Raw genomic sequence first — 19,185 nt, 5'->3', positions numbered from 1 at the left:
GGTTTGAACGAATGGGAAACAGTGGACACCCTACAACAATTGCTACTATTTTGCAAAAATTGGGAAATTTTGAAACTATGAATGCATCAGAAATTGTAACAAACCTTACTCAAAAAGGTGTTTATCTTTGGGTTGATAATGACAAACTTAAGATTCGTTGTCCCAAGGGTATAATCACACCAGAAATCCAGGCAAACCTCATAGCTTACAAAACAGAGATTCTGGCTTTTATCCGTGAGCGGGATACCACTACAAATGCGGAAGTTATGCCTTTGATGCAGGGGCTAAACTTGCAAACTATTGGACGTTTAATCGGGGGATTTGTGGGGAAAAATACTGTGGAATATAAGCCACCCATTATTGACCCTAAAAAGATGGCTCAACAGTTAAAGGTTACATTCAAACCTTTGCCTAAGAACTATAAAAATTCAGAAATTTTGCAATTCCGCCAAGAATTAGAAAATCATTTCAGAGAATATGGTGTCAAAATTGTGCCTTGGGAGCAAGCAACCACAGAGTTTAACTACGATATAGTATTCCCGATAATTAACAGAAAAAAAAGCTTGAAGATTAGGGGTATTATAGCCGAAATTCATGCTGTTATTGATGTAGAAAACCCTCCATCTTTTATGAGAAAAGTGGGGATTTTAGCCGCCGAAACTTGGTACAAATTTTATTGCGATTGGATATTAAAAAAACGAGAAGTTTCGGTAGTAAATATTGCCAAGTTTAGTAGTTGGGCTGAAGACCATGCGGCCAAATATGTTGAGGACCCTACTAATACTCAGGTAATAGTTTTAAGCAAAATCGATCATGATTTCATTAACCAGTCAATACCATATCAAGAAAAAATTAATATTGGTTTAAACACTCTAGTTAGGACTTTTTCGGAAATTGTCATTGGAGTTGCTATTGATAAAATTTCTATTTTAAATATGAATCTTTCCGACTCTGTTTTCCCAAAACAAGAAATAGAAGAGTTTGTGTTAAAGTCACTAATTCCCAAAGTGTTTGTCCCCATTTCCCCACTGTTATTAAACAGATTTCAAATTGGGGAGTATCAACCAGAAAAATCTAGCTATGCTAAAAACTTAGTAAAGTTGGGTCAAGAATTAGCATTAACAGGTCTGTTTCCTCCTGGTTTTAAACTCAATGAAGTAATTAAAAGGAAGTCTCACAGAGATATTGTCAATGTTATAGTGAACGGAAGAACAGGTGTTTCTTATGGTTTTGTAGCTTATGCTGAACCTCCGCAATATTTTGGTGCTAGGGAAATAAAGATAACTGAATGGGAAAGTTTATCACCTGTGGAGGGATTTAGTAGCAATGAACTTCGTCAAAATGAAAAAGGTAGACGTTATCTCAAAACCAAAATACAAGGAGAAGATGTATTTCAGCAAATTCCTGATATTTGGCTGGTTAGCGCTCGTTCAGGCTCAAATAAAACCAATTTGAATATTGCCAGTGATGTGATTAGAATTGGTTTGAAAGAAAAATTATATCTGGAATTACCTGAAGGCATTCAGACAAATCAGGTAGATATCAAACCTTCTTATGATATTTACGTGATGCTGGCGATTAGTCTGTCTGCGGCTTTATATGCACCAAATTTAATTAAAGATGGTGCGCCAATTGTGCATTTTCACGGCTATCCGGCATTTGATTGGTTTAAACCGCATGAATACTGTGTGGGAGTAGATAACCCTTCTGTACCTTGTGGTACTTATGAATCGGGAATCTTCAATTTTTTGGGTATTTCTAGTTTAGCAAATCAAGGGAAAACAAATATGTCTTTGGTCAGCCTAGTAGAGCCAGATCATGGGACAAATTTTATCGCAGATGATTTGGAGTACCTTGTGGAAAGATTGAAAACTGGATGTGCAGAGGGGCAAATCGAGTTAGGTGGTAAGCATTTTGCTTCTCTGAAGGCTAAGGTAGAAAAATGTTGAGTTAATTTAAGGATTTATCAGAAATAAATTCAGCGAATAAACTAACCACTCCAGGCACAGATAACGCTGATAAATAAGCAAGGGAGATGTTTTAGAGAAGGTCTCTACGAAGGTTTTAGAAAAAGCATATTGAATTTTCACCTGATGTCTAATCGGCGTTCAGTTAGGTCGAGGGGGAGGTTTATCGAGTTCAATCCGTTCCTTAACCGAAGAACCAAAAAAACTTTGCGATTTACTGACATTAGAGTAAAAAAGCTGTATGGGGTAAGGATAATTTTCGTACTCCTTTAATCTGGGTTCAATTTGAACCTATGGCGATCGCATTTTCTAATCTAAAGTCCAGTATTGATACTTGATGAAGGCAGGAAGGCAGAAAAATACTTATCGGATTGGGCTGAGAAGGAATTGCCATAGCGAAGCTAACGGCTAAAGCCGTATCGCTCTTCAAAGTAAAACTTTCTGCTTTACTGTATATGTGTGTCGAATGTTGCCAAATGTGTTATATTAAGAATTGTTGAAAAAACATCATTACTAGTATAATAGTAGCGATCGCTCGTCATTCTTGGGAACCGGAACAGGAATTACCAGATTTTGCTGCGGAAAATGATGCTCTCCCGGAAACTTTCTGTTCGATGTCGGCACACGAAGAAATTCCCATGCCTTTTTCTTTGAGTGTATTTCCAGAACACGTCCAAGCTTTTTCTTTAGTTCCCGCCGGCCCTAGAGAGTGTCGTTTTTATATTCGCAGTTACGGTCATGCTTTCAACCCAGAGGACATGAATACTCCAGCCATTGAGGCGGCACGGATAGCTAATATCCAATTGCTGTGGGAATCTTTACATGAGGACATTCGCGTTAATTACATTTGTCAAGATAGCGTTTCATCCCGGCTATTTGATCAAACCGGAGTCTTCAGTATTGCTGAGTTTGATGTTGCTAAGTTTCAAGAGGCTATTCGCCTGAAGCTACCAATTACCAGTTGCCAAAGGAAGCCATTATGACTATTTCTGTATCATCGGTTACTGACATAGAAGCGCGCAAAGCGGAACACTTACGTGTTTGTTTAGAGGAAGATGTTTCTTGTCAGCAAGTTACGAGCGGATTTGAGCGCTATCGCTTTACTCATAATTGTCTCCCGGAAATTAATCGCAGTGATATCAATCTGCAAACAAGTTTTTTGGGGAAAACTGTCGGCGCTCCTGTGCTGATTTCTTCGATGACAGGGGGAACGGAATTAGCGAAGTTAGTTAACACTCGTTTAGCGACTATCGCCCAACGCTACCGATTAGCGATGGGGGTGGGTTCACAACGAATTGTGATTGAACAGCCGCATTTAGCTTCTACTTTTGCTGTGCGTTCCTTTGCTCCTGATATTCTGTTGTTAGCGAATTTGGGCGCTGTACAACTCAATTATGGTTGTGGGTTGAATGATTGCTTACACCTTGTCAATTCTTTGCAAGCGGATGCGCTGATTTTGCATCTCAACCCGTTGCAAGAGTGTGTGCAATCACGGGGAGATACTAATTTTGCGGGGCTGTTGGCGAAAATTGCCCAACTTTGTGAGCAACTACCGGTTCCTATCGTGGTGAAAGAAGTGGGAAATGGTATTTCTGCACCAATGGCACAAAAGTTAATGGATGCGGGGGTTGCAGCCATAGATGTGGCGGGGGCTGGTGGTACTTCATGGGCTAAGGTGGAAAGCCAACGCGCCGAAGATGATCAGCAGCGCCGTTTGGGGCAAACTTTTGGTGATTGGGGTTTACCAACTGCCGATTGTCTTAATTCTATCCGGGCGATCGCACCGACGTTTCCTTTAATTGCTTCTGGGGGTTTACTCAATGGCTTGGATGTGGCTAAAGCGATCGCTTTAGGTGCAGATTTAGCCGGTTTAGCTCGACCTTTTTTAGCAGCAGCTGTGCAATCAGAAGCCGCAGTAGATCAATTAGCACAGGTGTTGATTGCGGAATTGGAAACTGCTTTATTTTGTACTGGCAATGCCACTTTAGCACAACTGAGAAGTTCTGGGGCTTTGCAACCTGTGTAAATGAGTGACTACTATTCACTCACTCCAACGTCCCTGGATTTTCACGGCTTCATTGCGATCGCTTTGTCTGGAGAATTTTAATTTTACAGCAAATTGCCGATCATACAGAATTAATGTCCTACGTTTACTAGCCCCCACAGAACAACAAGCCAAAATTGCTGCTTATTTAACAACAGATAAAGAAACTAATTTTGCTCTTGACAAATCGCCGTTAATGCGCTGCGTTTTATTTCGGTTAGCGGATGAAACTGATAATTTTGTCTGGAGCTTTCATCATATATTGCTGGATGGTTGGAGTTGGCCGATTATATTTAAAGAAATCTTTGCTGTTTACGAGTCCATCACCCACAATCAAGAATTATATTTACCTCCATCTCGCCCTTACCGTGATTATATTAATTGGTTGAATCAGCAAGATTTTACTCAGGCTGAAGATTTTTGGCGGCGCACTCTTGCCGATTTTACGACTCCCACACCTTTGGTGGTGGAAAAGTCAGGTGGACAAATTTCTCAACCACAGCAAACTAGTTATATTCGACTGAAGCTGTGGGGAAAGTTGAAGCAGCTTTATCACGCATTATTGATGTCAGTCAAAAAAATCAAGTGCAGTTGTTTGTATTTCTTGTCCCTTCTAAAGAATCAGCTTACATTCAAGATTATATTTTGCACGTCTATTAGTTTAGGACTTACGCACAAATTACGGAATAACGTTCGCGGAGCGTGCCGGAGGCATACCACACCAGACGCAGAGGACACAGAGGAATAAGGGTTTGAGAGGGTTTTTGCGTAAGTCCTGTAGTTAACTGATTTAATCATCTCGTCCATGAATTTGTGCTGGTGGACTGGTGGCTTCAACTGCGGTAAATGGTTCGAGGATTTTGTAAGTATGGCTTGCACCTTTTGGGACTACCCAGGAACTTCCAGGTTCTAATAAAATCATTTGTCCTTCGATGTGCAGTTCTGCCCGGCCTTTGATTGCATAGCCAACTGTTTCATAGTCGCGGGAGGTAGGTTGTTTATCTGCGCTTGGTTGTTCGTCTTCCCAAAGACGCATAGAAACAGATTTGCCAGAGGCGAGATATTTCTGACCGAGTTGACCTTTGGGGGAATGGCTAGAGTCGATTTTTTTTACACTTGTGTCAGTCATATTTAATTACCTTATGGTTTGAGTACAACTTTGTGCTGGAAAATTTCGGAGGCGTGGGTTGCTTGTTCTAGAGGTTGGCTGTGGATGAAGTGATCATATTTTTTCAACCACAGAGGACGCAGAGGACGCAGAGGACACAGACAGAGAAGATTTTTTTTATCTTTTGTTCGCTTCTGGTCTAGGGCTTGGGAGGCTGAATTTCACTGCCTATGCGTCCCCGATATAGCTCTGCTAAACGCTGCTCGTATTTGAGCAAATCGTGGTAAATTTCTTTAAAAATTGCCGTTGCTACGGGGTCGGTGTACATAGCACATAAATTACTAATATCGCCTAAACCTGTTTGCACATCTCCCAAGGCGCAACGTAACTGATAGATGTCATCGCTACCAGTGAAAGCGCTTTTGACTTTGGCGTATTGATTGGCGATATTTGCTAGTATGGAAGGCTTTTCACCGAGTCTGTCGAGATAAGTTTCTAATTTCTGAATGTGGCGCTGTCTATTACCTATCATCTCTTGAAAGAGCGATAGCGAAGCGCTGCTGCAAGCAGCGCGCACTTGATTATCTGATTCTTTTTCGGCATACTTTTCCAAGGCTTCCATTGAATAACGCTCACCACTCAACGCTGTATTCAAGCCTCTAGTGATTTCACCTTTGGTAGAACCACCCCAAGCATCAGCCAGTTTCCACCATTCAGCGCTGGTGTCTTTCTCGTCGGGAAGTGCCGCATCTTTACCACCGTAACCCAAACGACTGAGGAGTGCTGTGGTAAAAATCGCTAAATCTCCTGGTTCGCGAGAGGTAATTAAATTCCTGTCTACCACTAACGGCTCATCGAGATAATTTGCACCTGCATTAATCATGTCTTTGCGGATAGCACTAAAGCCTGTGGCTTTTCTACCTTTGAGCAAATCACCCTCAATTAAAAGTTGTGGTCCGTGACATACCGCAGCTACCCATTTTCCTTGTTGCATAGCCTCTTGTACGAAGCGGACTGTGTTGGGGTTCCGCCGCATTTTGTCGGGAGCCATACCACCGGGAATTACCACGGCATCAAATTTTCCAGCGATCGCTTCTGTGGTGGTAGCATCAGGTTGAACGGAAAGTTTACCTCGTTTACCCTTATATCTTTCATTCATGCGTGAACCGAGGACAACTACCTCCATTCCAGCTTGTTTTAAGCTATGACAAGGGATTGTAAATTCTATATCCTCAACGCCATTTTCAATGAGGATAGCCACTTTTTTCTTACCGGAATGATTGTGAGAATTTGTCATGAATTTTCCCTAGAAATACAGTTATCAGTTATCAGTTATCAGTTATCAAACATAATTGGTTCTATATTGGCATGATAACTGTTCACTGTTCACTGATTTAATTGCGGCTTACATTGCTGGAACTTCACCCGTTGGGGATGTGGCGAAGAGTTCTTCGTAATCATGAGAAAAATGATGATGAAACTTGGCAAATTTCTCAGGATTAATGGCATTTTGTAAGACTGCAAATACAGCCCGGACATGAATGGCGGTGGTTGTGGGTTCTATATTTTCTCTTTGACTAACACGTTTAATAAATTCTTGCAGGTTGAAAGATTCACTACCTTCTCCCTCTCGTCCTTGCAAACATTGTCCTAGTTCTTGTGGTAATTCTCCTGCTATTTCCTTGGCTTCATCGCCAGGGACACGCTCTTTGAGAGTTTCTAAAGTAGCACTGGTAGCACGTTCTGCTTCTTCACGCGAATTTGATTGGGCTAGGCTTTGTACGTGTGTAATAAATTCGTTATAGTCCATTTTCGACCTCCGCTAATCTAACAATTGCCAAAAAGCAGTAATTAAATTTTGAGTTTAAAAAATAGTTATGATCAGAAGTTACTAATTGAAGATTTCTGTGGCTTGATGACTCCTAACTCATAACTATAATAGATTCAACTACTACAAGTGGCTTGACTTTGAATTTATACTCACTTACTAGGTTATGAGCTAACAATTATTTTATCTTCGTTCTCAGGGGATATATTTTTTTATCACTAAAGTAATACATCTTTGGTGAGACAGAGTTTTGATGTGGCAACATTATGATGAATAGGTAGATAAAATTAATATTTTTTATGGTAAAAAATCATCATAGTGAAGAAATTAATCCTGATGATTTAGCGCCAGAAATTACCGAATCCTACGGTACTGGTGTTAAGGATATGCCGGGGTACAATATTGGTGGGCGTACTCTCAGACAAAGAAGACGGGAATATACCCATACCAGTCCCGAAATTACTGGTGGTGATGTTGATGCTTATTGGCAACAAGAGGACACTGTAGGAGATGAAGCTGTGGGTGGTACTGCTCCGACTCCTGATCAAAATGTGACTGACGAAATAGGAGAGGCTGTAGGTTTACCCATGAATGACAAGGCTTTTCTTCACACCAACGATATTTTAGAACGGCGTGATGATTCTCGCTGGGAATTAGATCCCATGTCTTCTGATGATTATTCAGAACGGAAAGATTGACTGAACCTCACCCTGGTTCTGCTACGCAAAACCTGTCCCTCTCCTTGGTAAGGAGAGGGAAAAATTTACCCACAGGGTAAAGCAAGAGTGAGGTTCCGCCTTTAATTATCAATCATTGAACCTCACCCTGGTTCTGCTACGCAAAACCTGTCCCTCTCCTTAGTAAGGAGAGGGAAAGATTTACCCACAGGGTAAAGCAAGGGTGAGGTTCCGCCTTTAATATCAATCATTGAACCTCACCCTGGTTCTGCTACGCAAAACCTGTCCCTCTCCTTAGTAAGGAGAGGGAAAGATTTACCCACAGGGTAAAGCAAGGGTGAGGTTCCGCCTTTAATCATCAGCTATTTGCCAAATTTTGATAGTTTTATCAGCGCTACCACTAGCGAGTAATTTACCATCTGGACTTAAAGAAATAGCATTTACAGTTCCTGAATGTCCTGTCAGGGTTTGCAATACTTCACCTGTAGAAAGTTGCCAAATTTTGATAGTTTTGTCCGCACTACTACTGAAGAGGGTTTTGCCATCAGGACTAATTGCTAATGATTTCACTTCATCTGCATGACTACTTAATGTGTGCAGAAGTTCACCTGTAGAAAGTTGCCAAATTTTGATAGTTTTGTCTGCACTAGCACTAAAAATAAGTTGTCCATCAGGACTCATGGCTAATGATTTTACCTCATCTGAGTGACCGATGAGGGTGCGTAAAGGATCACCTGTGCGTGGGTTCCATAGTCTGATTTTACTATCAGCACTACCACTGGCGAGGATTTTACCATCGCGGCTAATAGCTACAGCGTGAACAGCAAAGGAATGCCAAAGTGTACAAATGCGTTCGCCTCCGGCGCGGCTTTGCCCATCGCCTGTATGCAGATTCCAAATTTTAATTTTATGGCTCCCACTGGCGAGAATTTGCCCATCATGGCTCATTGCAACTACATTGACTGGTTTTTGATGTCCGAGGAGTGTATGCAGTAGTCTACCCGTTTTTAAGTTCCAGACTTTGACATTACTTTTGGGATGTTCACAACTACCAACAGCTAGGAATTTACTATCGCGACTAATTGCGACAGATGAAACTTCTCCTTCATTACCCGTGAGGGTGCGAATTTGTTTCCCAGTCTGAAGGTTCCAGATATTGATAGTTTTTTCTGCACACCCACTAACTAAAACTTCGCCATCGGAACTAATAGCCACAGATGTCACTTTACCCGAATGTGCCGTTAGGGTATAATTGGCAGAGGGAGATGCTAAAGTAAGTTGGTGTTGGAGTTGTGCGATTTCGGCAGAACGTTGTGCAGCGATCGCATCTAAAAGCTGATCTACATCCGCAATCCTTTCACTATCGCCTACTGCTGTAAAATACTCCTTTAACTTTTCCAGATATGCTTTATCTTCTACCTTAATAGCTGATTGCATCGCCTCGAAAGGATTCATAAAATCCTGTCGGGATACTTGACGTAATTCCAACCATGTGTTAATAGAGTAATCAACTTGAGACTGCGCCCAAGAAGGGTCAGGTAAATGAGATAAACTTTGAGCTAATTGCAAAGCCAATTCAGGAACCCAGTAACGGCGCTCATTTTCTAAAGCTTCGTAAACTTCTTGATAACCCGTAGCGTATACCCGCAAAAGTTCCTGTACAGATTGTAAGTTAAAAGTATCTTGAAGTAAACTAGGCAGCACCTCTGGTAATAAGGGCGGCACATCATAGTCAACCAAGTGATAAGCATCCGCAACCCAAGCAGCAACTAAACAATGACAGTTAATTAACACTTGACAAAGTTTCTGCAAATCCTGATAATTAACTCGATATTTTAAAGATAATTGACTAATATCAATACCTTTATCTTGCCATTTTTCCGCCTTTTCTAAAATTTCTAAATTAAAAACATTATCTTTGCCTAAATCATTTATTTCTGCGATATCTTCCCCCATTAATATTAGTTTATCTCTAACTTTCTTCCATTCTAAAGCTCGATTTTTAGCAGATTCGTAGAGAATCTCACGATAAGGTAAACGAAAAATTGTTTTATAATAATAGGTTTCCTGACCTAAACCCCAATAACCAATTCTGAAATTTAAATAATCCCCATCATGCTCTGATTCTAAAATCAAAATCGGCTCTGTTTTTAACATTCCAAACAAAGCTTTAATACTAGATTCACTATGAAACCGTTTACTATCCCAAGCTCCGGCTAAAAGTTCTGTGGAGCGAATGGGACTGTGGAGAGAGTAATGCTTATGAAGAAACTCTCGTAAACCTTCCGCCAAACTTAGCTCAATATCCGAATTTTCCTGATTTTTATCGTCAAATTGGTCAAACTTAATTTGAGGAGGAGCCAGAAAAATTTTCAGAGGTTTACGTTGAGAATTAGTCCCAGAATCTAAAATTTGTGAAGGATACAGTCTTAAAGGCCAATTATCAAAAATTTGGCAAATTTCTGGCAATTTTAGCGAAGTTTCCCGTGATTGCGTTGCTATTTTTAACTGTGTCGCACGTTGGTAAATAGCCAATTCTTGTTGCAGAGTTTTTTGTTGCTCAAATTCTGTAATCGCACCATCTCTTTCTAGAGGTAAATTTACAGTTTGGATGAATTCTTTAATTACTTGAGGAAATTGAGAATTACTGGTATTGAGACTTTCTAGAGTTCGCTTTTGGATGAGGGTGACAATCACAGGTGTGAACTCTATCACCAATTGAGTTAGTAACCTTAATCCTGGCTCCATAAGGAGATTCCTGTTAAATAAAATTTTCAGTGTACTGCAAAGATGCGTAGTAGCTGGTTATGAGACACTATCTATATAGTAATCTCATGTTTGTTCATTAATAAAGTTAGTATCCACTGCCTATACTACTATCTTAAGAAACATTTTTGTTGAAAAAATAAAATTCCCTGTTATCGGAAAGCAAAATACCTCACTTAGCCTAAAAAGACGAAGTGAGGTATTGCGTAATTGTTAAATTAGTAACTCAAGAAATTAAAATTTTATTCCTAGTTGACCGTTCACACCGCGCACGGAATTGTAACCAGCACCGATAAAAACGTTATCGGTAGCAGCAGCTTGAACACCACCAGAAAAAGCCACACCCTGATCTTCTGAATACCAGCCAACTCCTACATAAGGTGAAATCACTGGTAAACTCAGAAATTTCAAAACATCTGCGCCAGTCGCACCGTCAGGGCCTCTTCCTAGCTCCACCCCAAAATCTAAAGCTCTAACTCCTACAGCATAGGTAGCTTCACCATCTTTTTCACCAATAGAAACCCAAGGTTGTGGTAAAAACTGAGCAGAAGCTTGACTGGGGACAAATAGAGTTAAGCAACTGAGTGATGAAATAAGTATTTTGGCAAGAACCGCTTTTTTCACGTTTTTCTCCTACACTACCTCTCACATTTTAACTGTGAGGTAAAGCTTTCGTCTGTAGGTAGTTTTCATGATCATAAATAGACATCTGGTGATAGATAACGCCTAATTATTTTATGGAAATATCTAATATACAAAATTCATGTAAGTGTGTTAATTAATTGTATAATTAAAAACTGTTTGTGATCTATACCAAGAGAATCCGATCATGGCACAGGAACCCATTGAAACAATTGTATGCGCTTATTTTGCTAACATTGCAGCCATGAATCCAGAAGGCTGGGTAGATAATTTTGCGGAAGATGCTATTAGTCATGACCCGGTTGGTGAACCACCAACAAAAGTACATGAGGGATATCGCGAGTTTATTGGGCAGTTACAAGCATTTTTTGCTAAACTAGAACCAACAACTGAGCATATCTTCGTTGCTGGTAATGAGGCTGCGGTAAAGTGGACAATGCACGGTTTGACGAAGAGGGGTAAATCAGTTGTTTTTGAAGGAATTACGATTTTTGAAATTAACGCAGCTGGTAAAATTCAAACAACGCGCGCTTACTGGAATCCAGCAAGTATGGTAGCACAACTGCGGTCTTAAATTTCCAGACGTGTGGAGTGCTAAAATTATCCCACAATTCAAGAAGAACTTGTAACTACTTGGGAAAAGCTAGTACAGCATGGCGTAAATATGGATACCCTTTCAAAAGGTTCAAAAGCCCAACGTAAAAGCTTTTTGACTTTTGACTTTTGACTTTTGACTTCCGCCTTGCGGTACTAGTGTATTGGATTCCTGTGATGATTGTGACAACTTTAAAAATCTGTTTGCAAAAAGAGCGATCGCGCTGGAAAGGCATAAAGAGAATAAAGTATAATATGAACTCGGTCTAATTGTCAGATCATGGGAGTAATTGCTAGGATTACTCTTAGTTGAGCAGAGGGGCTTAAATGTCTAAAGTAGAAGGCTTTAGGGTAAGGAATTACAGAGTTCTTCGCGATATCACTTTGGGAAAGTTGTGGAACACGCAGAATGCCAAGCCATTAACGGCAATGACAGCAGTTATCGGTAAGAATGGTGTGGGAAAAAGTACCATTTTCGATACTTTTGGTTTTCTTGCAGACTGCTTGAAAAATGGAGTAGAGGAAGCGTGCGATTCTCGTGGTCGTGGGGGCTTTGAGAGAATTCGTTCCCAAGGACAAGAGGGAAGTATTGAGTTTGATATCTATTATAAAGAGGATCATAATGCCCGACCAATTACCTATGAGTTGGCAATAGATATTGACTCCTCTGGAAGACCTTATGTAAAGAGGGAGAGACTCAGACAACGAAGATATAAACAAACTAGGGGACAACCTTTTTCCTTTCTAATTCTCAATGAAGGTAGAGGAATCGCATGGAAAGATCAACAAGAAGGCAAACAAGTTGATGAAGAAAAAGGCGATTTTGATTTGTCACAATTAATAGAAAAAATACAGAGAGGTGAAGCAGAAGAGGAGAGTAAAGAAACCGAGGTAGTGGAACTTGAAGACCAGCGAAAACTGGGAATTGCCACTTTAGGCTCACTCAAACAACACCCAAGGATTTCTGGATTTCGGAGATTTATTGAAGGATGGTATTTAAGCTATTTTACTCCAGATGCTGCACGAAGTTTGCCTCTGGCTGGTCCACAAAAGCATTTAAATATTCATGGCGATAATCTGGGCAATGTAGTTCAGTTCATGGAGAGAGAACATCCTAAAAAGTTTAAATCCATACTTGAAAAGATATCTAGCAAAATTCCTGGTGTCAACAAAATTAGCACCGAAAAAAGTCCAGATGGAAGACTCCTACTCCGTTTCAATGACAAGGGTTTTGAAGATCCATTTTATGCTCAACAAATGTCAGACGGAACACTGAAGGTATTCGCCTATCTCCTCCTATTAGAAGATCCTTCACCACCACCATTTTTGTGCATTGAAGAACCAGAAAATGGACTTTACCATAAACTTTTAGAAACCCTAGCGATGGAATTTCGCGAACACGCTACAGGTCAACAAGGGGGGTCACAAATATTTGTTACCACACATCAACCATATTTTGTAAATGCCCTGGAACCGGACGAGGTTTGGGTCTTGGAAAAGGGTGATGATGGATTTGCTAAAATTAAGAGATCGAGTGAAGATCCTCTGATCAATAACCTTGTTTCTGAAGGTTTACCCCTGGGCGGACTTTGGTATAGTGACTATTTGGATGCCAGGTGAGTATATGCACTTTGAAATACTCATTGAGGATAAATCTGGCAAAACTGCTCTTGAAATTCTTGTTCCAAAAATTATTAATACTGAAGAACACACATTTAAGATCCATTTTTACAAAGGAATAGGTCATATTCCTAAAAATCTTACATCTACTTCTGATCCCAAAAAACGAATTCTGCTTGACCAGTTGCCGCGACTTATTCAAGGCTACGGGAATACATTATCTCATTTTCCTGCTGTCCTCATAATCGTTTGCGATCTTGATGACCGATGTCTGAGTGCTTTTCGCAATGAACTACTTGAACTCGTCAATTCTTGTCATCCTCAGCCAAAGACACAATTTTGCATCGCTATTGAGGAAGGAGAAGCATGGTACTTAGGTGATTTAGCAGCAGTGAAGGCAGCTTATCCGAGTGCGAAACAAGCAGTTCTAAATTCATACACCAACGATGAGATTTGTGGCACATGGGAGAAGTTAGCCGACGCAGTATATTCTGGTGGTTCCCAGAAGTTGTCTAAACTTGCTTATGAGGTAATTGGTAAAGAGAAAGCAACTTGGGCTGCAAAGATATCTCCCCTTATGGACATTGACAATAATCAATCACCAAGCTTCTGCTATTTTCGAGATCAGCTTCGACGTTTAAGTGGGCAGTAGAGTCAACAAAGCCTGATCATAAACTGGAAATGAGAGGTGAACCCATCCATAATAAAGGTAGGTGTTATTTTTAATTTAGTTATGTACTTAACTTGGTTAGACAGCAATAGTTGGCTACTGGAAATCGGAAACCAACGCATATTACTTGACCCTTGGCTGGTGGGTTCCTTAACTTTTGGTAATTTGGATTGGTTTTTCAAAGGTTCTCGACCACAAGAACGCCCCATACCAGAGAATATTGATCTAATTCTGCTGTCTCAAGGTTTGGAAGATCATGCTCATCCAGAAACTCTCAAGCAGCTTGACCACAAAATTCAAGTTGTGGCTTCTCCCAATGCGGCAAAATTATTACCGGGTTTGGGTTATACTTCCGTAACATCTCTAGCTCATGGGGCAACTTTCAACTTAAATCAGCAAGTAGAAATTACTGCTGTTCCTGGGTCTACAGTGGGTTATAACCTGGTAGAAAATGGTTATTTGCTCAAAGAAGTCAGCACTGGTTTAACACTGTACTATGAGCCTCATGGGTCGCATTCCCCAGAAGTTAAAAAGTTTGCACCAGTTGATGTGGTCATTACGCCAATTGTGGATGTTACACTACCTTTAGGTTTGCCAATTATTAAAGGTAGAAAGAGCGCATTAGAAGTTGCACAGTGGTTACAACCACAAATCATGCTTCCCACAGCTGCGGGTGGAGACGTAATTTTTGAAGGTTTGCTGACAAAATTCTTAAAAGCGGAAGGAAGCAAAGAAGAATTTAATTCCTTACTAAATCAAAACAATTTGACGACAAGAGTTATAGAACCAAAACCAGGCGATCGCCTAGAACTACAATTACAAAAGCGGGCATTAAAAGTATAATCAAAAGGGGGTATACTAACTCTGGTGCGCCTGGTGCGTCAGAGAAAAATTAATAATCATTGTCAGCCACACAAATGCCCTTACATTTAATACCATTAGTAGCAGTGCGCCGACAATGATCACATAAAACCCTTTCAGACTCAGAATCTTGATTTATCTTAATATTAGAGACTTCCTGTAACTTATCCTTATCGGCATCAAATTTTACACTCATAAAAACAGATAAATTTCTTGCTGCTTACATTTTACTCTGAATTTCTTCCTCTGCGCCTCTGCGCCTCTGCGTGAACCTTCACCCCACCCAAGCCAGACACAAATGGCGAAAATCATCACCCCGCGCCTCAAAATTAGGATACTGATCAAAACTCGCACAAGCCGGAGACAACAACACCACAGACGCGTGATATTCTTGAGCTAATGCTGCTGACCGAGGAACAGCCTTCGCCATCGTTTCCACAATTTCATAATTAGTATAACCCACCGAGTGCAGACGTTGAGCAAAAGCGGGTGCAGCACTACCAATTAATAAAACCGCAGCAGCTTTAGCTTGAATTTTACTTAACCAGCCATTATCATCACCCGGTTTAGCTTCACCACCAGCAATCAAAATTGCGGGACTATTCACAGAGACTAACCCAACTTCAGCCGCATCATAATTAGTGGCTTTGCTATCATTAATAAAATCAATACCTTCCCAACTGCAAATATGTTCTAAACGATGGGGAACACCAGAGAATTTGCGAATTGCAATATCAATAGCATCGTGTGAAATTTCTGCTAACCGCGCCGCAGCAACAGCCATTAAAAGATTTTGCAGGTTATGTTCTCCTACCATTCGCAAAGCTGAGGCTGAGATTACTCTTTCTGGTTTCGAGGTTGGTTTTAACTTTTCCACAACCCAACCATCTTCGATATAAAAGCCTTGTTCACTAACTAAAAAATCTTCACCTTTAACACTTGTCCAATAAGCATCCGGCCAATGACTAATACCCATTTTATTTAAATAGGAGTCATCACCATTAAATACTTGAAAATGGGACTGCTTTAATAAGTTAGCTTTGATATTGTAGTAATTTTCTAAAGTCTTATGACGGGCGAGATGGTCTGGTGTAAAAGTCGTCCAAATGCCGATGCGGGGAGCGAGAGTAACTGAAGATTCTATTTGATAACTGCTAATTTCTGCTATTACCCAATCTGGCAGTTTTTCAGATAACGCAACTTCACAGGCAGCATAACCAATATTACCACAGGCAGGGGCATTTAATCCGGCGGCTTGAAATATGGCGGCAATTAAAGCGGTAGTCGTGGTTTTACCATTCGTGCCAGTAATACCCACCCAGGGGGAAGCTTGTAAATATCGCCAAGCGAGTTCCATTTCGCCGATAGTTTCAATGCCTAATTCTCGCGCCTTGACTAACACGGGAATATCCCAAGGTACGCCAGGACTAACAACAATTAAATCAGATAAATCAGTGCCATTTAAATCAAGAGAATGCCCCAATTTTGCAGTGATTTGTTCAGTGGCGAGTTCTTGTTGTTGTTTTAGGAGGCTGGGGGAGGTGTTACTATCACTTAGCACTACCTCCCAACCTTCCCGTTTCAACAATCTCGCCGTAGCAACACCGGACTTTCCTAATCCAATTACTGAAGCTCTAGGCATAGACTGTAGCAGAGTTCCCTGGTTAAGCACTCATTATATTAACGCTTATTGGCAACAATTACACAATTTTTTGTTGCATGAGGCTACAAATTTTTGACAATAGCACCAAAGTCAGCCAACACACGGGCATGATTCCGCAGTAATCCGAGTAAGTGTAGCCGATTGCGTTTAATATCTGGATTGGGGTCCATGACTAAAACGCTGTCTTCGCCATCAAAGAAACTAGCCACGGTGGGCGCAATTTTTTCTAGTGTTGCTATCAATAGTTGATAATTGCGGGTTTCTTTCGCTGCTTGAGTTTGTGGGACTAATTCTAGCAGGGCGTTGTAAAATGCTTGCTCAGAGGACTTTTGGAATAGTTCGGGTTGAATTAAACTTGTCGGTTCTAGCTGCTGGAAGTCCAAATCACCTTGGGCGGCTAGTCTAGTGGAACGGTTGACAGTTTCGTAGATTTTATCTAGAGTACCATCTTTGCGGATTTGTTGCAGATATAAGGCGCGATCGCGTACATCTAGCAAATCCTGTAACGCCCGTTCTGTATATTCTCGGTCATTTTCTCCCAAAACGGCGTTTACTAGGTCATAGTCAATTTGCTTTTCATCTTGTAGTAAGGTGCGAATACGTTGTAAGAAAAACTCTTGCAAAGCTGCAATTAATTTATCTTGTTCTTTATTGTATTTCGCAGCAAAATCTGTGGCTATTTGCGTTAATAACTTTTCTAAATTAATCGGCAAATTCGCAAACCAAGTAATATTAACTACCGCATTTGCCGCCCGACGCAACGCAAAGGGATCTGAGGAACCTGTGGGAATTAAACCCAAGCCAAAGATGCTGACTAAAGTATCTAATCTATCGGCTAAACCGACAATTTGACCTGTGAGAGTTTCCGGTAAAATATCACCTGCACCTGTGGGTAAATAATGTTGAACAATGGCGCTGGCTACTTCGGCATCTTCCCCACTAGCTAAAGCATATTTTTCGCCCATAATGCCTTGCAATTCTGGGAATTCATACACCATTTGCGAAACCAAATCAGCTTTACATAATAAAGCCGCCCGTTCGGTTTTTTCGCGTTTGTTTGGCTCTAATTCTAATTGCCGGCTAATGTAATCGGCAATGGTGACTATTCTATCTACTTTATCACGAACTGAACCTAATTCTTCTTGGAATGTGACTGTTTCTAACTGCGGTAAATAGCTGACTAAAGGTTTTGCTAAATCAGCTTTATAGAAGAATTTACCATCAGCTAATCTGGCACGAATTACCCTTTCATTTCCGATAGCGATAATATCTGCTTTGGTGGGATCGCCGTTAGAAACTGTGATAAAATTAGGTAATAATTCTTTAGTTTCAGCCGCTTTAAATACGGGAAAATAACGCTGGTGTGTGACCATCACTTCTGTAATTACCTCCGTAGGTAACTCTAAAAATTCTGGTTCAAATTTACCGACGACGGCAGAAGGATATTCTACTAAATTGGTGACTTCTTTTAACAAATCGGGGTAAAATATTGTCGAACCGCCGGCTTTTTCGGCTGCTGCTTCTACTTCCCTTTGAATAATATTAGCCCGTGCTTCTGGTTCAACGATCACAAAAGCATTGCGTAGGGTGTTGACGTAATCTGTCGCTTCAGAAATGGTTACAGTTGCGGGATGTAAGACACGATGACCGTAGGTAATGCGATCGCTTGTAATTGTCTTTGATCCATTCACCAATTCAATGGGTAAAACTGTATCATCTAACAAAGCCACCAGCCAGCGAATAGGGCGAGAAAACTTCATCTCCCCATTACCCCAGCGCATTAACCGCTTTCCTTCCAAACCAGAAATCCACTGCGGAATTAATTCTGTGAGAATTTCCGCCACAGGACGACCGGGAATGCTTTTTTTTACAAAGACAAAATCCCCCTTCTCAGTGGGGCGAATTTCCAAAGTAGTGATATCCACACCTTGCTTTTTCGCAAACCCTGTGGCTGCTGGTGTGGGCTGACCATTCTTAAAAGCAGCTTGGGCGGGAGGTCCCTTAATTTCCTCTTCCCGGTCTGGTTGCTGGGATGGTAGACCTGTGATGAGAACCGCCAACCGTCTGGGAGTACCGTAAACTTCCACAGCAGCGCTGCTGAGGCTATTAGCTGCTAAACTTTGGGGAATGCGCGATCGCCATTGTAATATGGCATCACTGAGGAAACTTGCGGGTAGTTCTTCTGTACCAACTTCTAATAAAAATGCAGTCATAGGACAATGTTTTAACTTGGCGTTCCCACAGTTTACTAACATTTGGCACGAGGCGGGAGACATCCTCACCCAAATTCAGCCACCATCGCCAGATATGTGACAAGTTTTCAACTAGTACAGTACGGCGTAAATAGGACAACCATTTAAAATCAATCAAAAGCCTATAAAGTCAGACTTTTGACTTTTGACTTTTGACTTTTGACTTCCGCCTTGCGGTACTAGTGGCATCCTGTATCAAATAATCCTTACAATTAAAACACATCTAAGTAACAAAAAAAAGATTTTTACTTATATACAATTATTTAGTAAATATAACTGCTATAATTAAAGCTTACGATTAAATAAAATATCTATTATTGCTGAATAGAAAACTTGAAGATTCTTGATTTTGAAAACAAAGACTTTTTGTAAAAGAATCTTTTTTGAAAAAGAGTTTACTGGCGCTGTAGCTACTTTATTTATCACTACCTTGGAGAGTCATTATGTCTAAAGAAAAAAAGAGCAATAAAGAAGTGAAAAAACCCAAAAAAGA

Annotated in this window: 17 protein-coding genes; 9 read left to right on the top strand and 8 right to left on the bottom strand. The window is 40.6% G+C overall.

Annotated elements, in window-relative coordinates:
• Positions 1–77: 77 nt before the first annotated feature.
• The 4 genes from NSP_RS06105 to NSP_RS06090 all read left to right on the top strand — a co-directional run bounded on the left by NSP_RS06105 (position 78) and on the right by NSP_RS06090 (position 4,759).
• The gene (locus NSP_RS06105) at positions 78–1,949 is read left to right on the top strand and encodes a TubC N-terminal docking domain-related protein (RefSeq protein WP_042201815.1); all 1,872 of its coding nucleotides are present in this window, start codon (positions 78–80) and stop codon (positions 1,947–1,949) included.
• Between the two features lie 632 nt (positions 1,950–2,581).
• Positions 2,582–2,950, top strand: a complete 369-nt coding sequence (locus NSP_RS06100) for an SRPBCC family protein (RefSeq protein WP_006195102.1) — start codon at positions 2,582–2,584, stop codon at positions 2,948–2,950.
• The gene (fni, locus tag NSP_RS06095; protein WP_006195101.1) at positions 2,947–3,993 is read left to right on the top strand and encodes a type 2 isopentenyl-diphosphate Delta-isomerase; all 1,047 of its coding nucleotides are present in this window, start codon (positions 2,947–2,949) and stop codon (positions 3,991–3,993) included. Before NSP_RS06100 ends, fni begins: the two co-directional genes overlap by 4 nt.
• 4 nt (positions 3,994–3,997) lie before the next feature.
• Positions 3,998–4,759, top strand: a complete 762-nt coding sequence (locus NSP_RS06090) for a condensation domain-containing protein (RefSeq protein ID WP_006195100.1) — start codon at positions 3,998–4,000, stop codon at positions 4,757–4,759.
• 42 nt (positions 4,760–4,801) lie between these two features.
• On the opposite strand, the gene NSP_RS06085 is transcribed toward NSP_RS06090, so the two are convergent.
• The 3 genes from NSP_RS06085 to NSP_RS06075 all read right to left on the bottom strand — a co-directional run bounded on the left by NSP_RS06085 (position 4,802) and on the right by NSP_RS06075 (position 6,929).
• On the bottom strand, positions 4,802–5,140 hold the full coding sequence (locus NSP_RS06085; RefSeq protein WP_006195099.1) for a cupin domain-containing protein: 339 nt from the start codon (positions 5,138–5,140) through the stop codon (positions 4,802–4,804).
• Positions 5,141–5,318: 178 nt separating this feature from the next.
• On the bottom strand, positions 5,319–6,416 hold the full coding sequence (locus NSP_RS06080; protein WP_006195098.1) for a DJ-1/PfpI/YhbO family deglycase/protease: 1,098 nt from the start codon (positions 6,414–6,416) through the stop codon (positions 5,319–5,321).
• A gap of 108 nt (positions 6,417–6,524) precedes the next feature.
• The gene (locus tag NSP_RS06075) at positions 6,525–6,929 is read right to left on the bottom strand and encodes a DUF2267 domain-containing protein (protein WP_006195097.1); all 405 of its coding nucleotides are present in this window, start codon (positions 6,927–6,929) and stop codon (positions 6,525–6,527) included.
• Between the two features lie 317 nt (positions 6,930–7,246).
• On the opposite strand from NSP_RS06075, the gene NSP_RS06070 reads away from it, so the two are divergent.
• Positions 7,247–7,645: a DUF6335 family protein gene (locus tag NSP_RS06070; protein ID WP_006195096.1), complete on the top strand. Its 399-nt coding sequence runs from the start codon at positions 7,247–7,249 to the stop codon at positions 7,643–7,645.
• Positions 7,646–7,975: 330 nt separating this feature from the next.
• On the opposite strand, the gene NSP_RS06065 is transcribed toward NSP_RS06070, so the two are convergent.
• Together NSP_RS06065 and NSP_RS06060 are read right to left on the bottom strand one after the other, a co-directional pair.
• Positions 7,976–10,372 carry a WD40 repeat domain-containing protein gene (locus NSP_RS06065; protein WP_006195095.1) on the bottom strand — a complete coding sequence of 799 codons (2,397 nt, stop codon included), beginning with the start codon at positions 10,370–10,372 and terminating at the stop codon, positions 7,976–7,978.
• Positions 10,373–10,624: 252 nt separating this feature from the next.
• A complete protein-coding gene (locus NSP_RS06060) occupies positions 10,625–11,014 on the bottom strand; it encodes a hypothetical protein (protein ID WP_006195094.1) in 390 nt (129 codons plus the stop codon).
• A gap of 205 nt (positions 11,015–11,219) precedes the next feature.
• On the opposite strand from NSP_RS06060, the gene NSP_RS06055 reads away from it, so the two are divergent.
• The 4 genes from NSP_RS06055 (at position 11,220) to NSP_RS06040 (ending at position 14,759) form a co-directional block, all read left to right on the top strand.
• Entirely contained in the window at positions 11,220–11,606 is a 387-nt protein-coding gene (locus NSP_RS06055; RefSeq protein ID WP_006195092.1) for a nuclear transport factor 2 family protein, read from the top strand.
• Positions 11,607–11,953: 347 nt separating this feature from the next.
• Positions 11,954–13,246 carry an AAA family ATPase gene (locus NSP_RS06050; RefSeq protein ID WP_071839276.1) on the top strand — a complete coding sequence of 431 codons (1,293 nt, stop codon included), beginning with the start codon at positions 11,954–11,956 and terminating at the stop codon, positions 13,244–13,246.
• A 4-nt stretch (positions 13,247–13,250) separates the two neighbouring features.
• Positions 13,251–13,898 (top strand): hypothetical protein, encoded by a 648-nt coding sequence (locus tag NSP_RS06045; RefSeq protein ID WP_173403264.1) that lies wholly within the window; start codon positions 13,251–13,253, stop codon positions 13,896–13,898.
• An 81-nt stretch (positions 13,899–13,979) separates the two neighbouring features.
• Positions 13,980–14,759 carry an MBL fold metallo-hydrolase gene (locus tag NSP_RS06040; RefSeq protein ID WP_006195087.1) on the top strand — a complete coding sequence of 260 codons (780 nt, stop codon included), beginning with the start codon at positions 13,980–13,982 and terminating at the stop codon, positions 14,757–14,759.
• Positions 14,760–14,808: 49 nt separating this feature from the next.
• On the opposite strand, the gene NSP_RS26225 is transcribed toward NSP_RS06040, so the two are convergent.
• The 3 genes from NSP_RS26225 to glyS form a co-directional block, all read right to left on the bottom strand.
• Positions 14,809–14,973: a hypothetical protein gene (locus NSP_RS26225; RefSeq protein ID WP_017803896.1), complete on the bottom strand. Its 165-nt coding sequence runs from the start codon at positions 14,971–14,973 to the stop codon at positions 14,809–14,811.
• Positions 14,974–15,051: 78 nt separating this feature from the next.
• Complete coding sequence (murD, locus tag NSP_RS06035; RefSeq protein WP_006195085.1) at positions 15,052–16,419, bottom strand: UDP-N-acetylmuramoyl-L-alanine--D-glutamate ligase; 1,368 nt, start codon at positions 16,417–16,419, stop codon at positions 15,052–15,054.
• A gap of 83 nt (positions 16,420–16,502) precedes the next feature.
• Positions 16,503–18,653, bottom strand: a complete 2,151-nt coding sequence (gene glyS, locus NSP_RS06030) for a glycine--tRNA ligase subunit beta (RefSeq protein WP_006195084.1) — start codon at positions 18,651–18,653, stop codon at positions 16,503–16,505.
• Positions 18,654–19,185: the final 532 nt, after the last annotated feature.

The sequence above is a fragment of the Nodularia spumigena CCY9414 genome, assembly GCF_000340565.2.
GTDB lineage: Bacteria > Cyanobacteriota > Cyanobacteriia > Cyanobacteriales > Nostocaceae > Nodularia > Nodularia spumigena.
The sequence above is the reverse complement of the archived record's forward strand: the minus strand, read 5'-3'. Positions and strand labels throughout refer to the sequence as shown.

Bases quoted from the DNA above. Each gene is read 5' to 3' on its own strand.
- NSP_RS06105 (WP_042201815.1), top strand. From the start codon at position 78: ATGAATGCATCAGAAATTGTAACAAACCTTACTCAAAAAGGTGTTTAT.
- NSP_RS06100 (WP_006195102.1), top strand. From the start codon at position 2,582: ATGTCGGCACACGAAGAAATTCCCATGCCTTTTTCTTTGAGTGTATTT.
- fni (WP_006195101.1), top strand. From the start codon at position 2,947: ATGACTATTTCTGTATCATCGGTTACTGACATAGAAGCGCGCAAAGCG.
- NSP_RS06085 (WP_006195099.1), bottom strand. From the start codon at position 5,140: ATGACTGACACAAGTGTAAAAAAAATCGACTCTAGCCATTCCCCCAAA.
- NSP_RS06080 (WP_006195098.1), bottom strand. From the start codon at position 6,416: ATGACAAATTCTCACAATCATTCCGGTAAGAAAAAAGTGGCTATCCTC.
- NSP_RS06075 (WP_006195097.1), bottom strand. From the start codon at position 6,929: ATGGACTATAACGAATTTATTACACACGTACAAAGCCTAGCCCAATCA.
- NSP_RS06070 (WP_006195096.1), top strand. From the start codon at position 7,247: ATGGTAAAAAATCATCATAGTGAAGAAATTAATCCTGATGATTTAGCG.
- NSP_RS06065 (WP_006195095.1), bottom strand. From the start codon at position 10,372: ATGGAGCCAGGATTAAGGTTACTAACTCAATTGGTGATAGAGTTCACA.
- NSP_RS06055 (WP_006195092.1), top strand. From the start codon at position 11,220: ATGGCACAGGAACCCATTGAAACAATTGTATGCGCTTATTTTGCTAAC.
- NSP_RS06050 (WP_071839276.1), top strand. From the start codon at position 11,954: ATGTCTAAAGTAGAAGGCTTTAGGGTAAGGAATTACAGAGTTCTTCGC.
- NSP_RS06045 (WP_173403264.1), top strand. From the start codon at position 13,251: ATGCACTTTGAAATACTCATTGAGGATAAATCTGGCAAAACTGCTCTT.
- NSP_RS06040 (WP_006195087.1), top strand. From the start codon at position 13,980: ATGTACTTAACTTGGTTAGACAGCAATAGTTGGCTACTGGAAATCGGA.
- NSP_RS26225 (WP_017803896.1), bottom strand. From the start codon at position 14,973: ATGAGTGTAAAATTTGATGCCGATAAGGATAAGTTACAGGAAGTCTCT.
- murD (WP_006195085.1), bottom strand. From the start codon at position 16,419: ATGCCTAGAGCTTCAGTAATTGGATTAGGAAAGTCCGGTGTTGCTACG.
- glyS (WP_006195084.1), bottom strand. From the start codon at position 18,653: ATGACTGCATTTTTATTAGAAGTTGGTACAGAAGAACTACCCGCAAGT.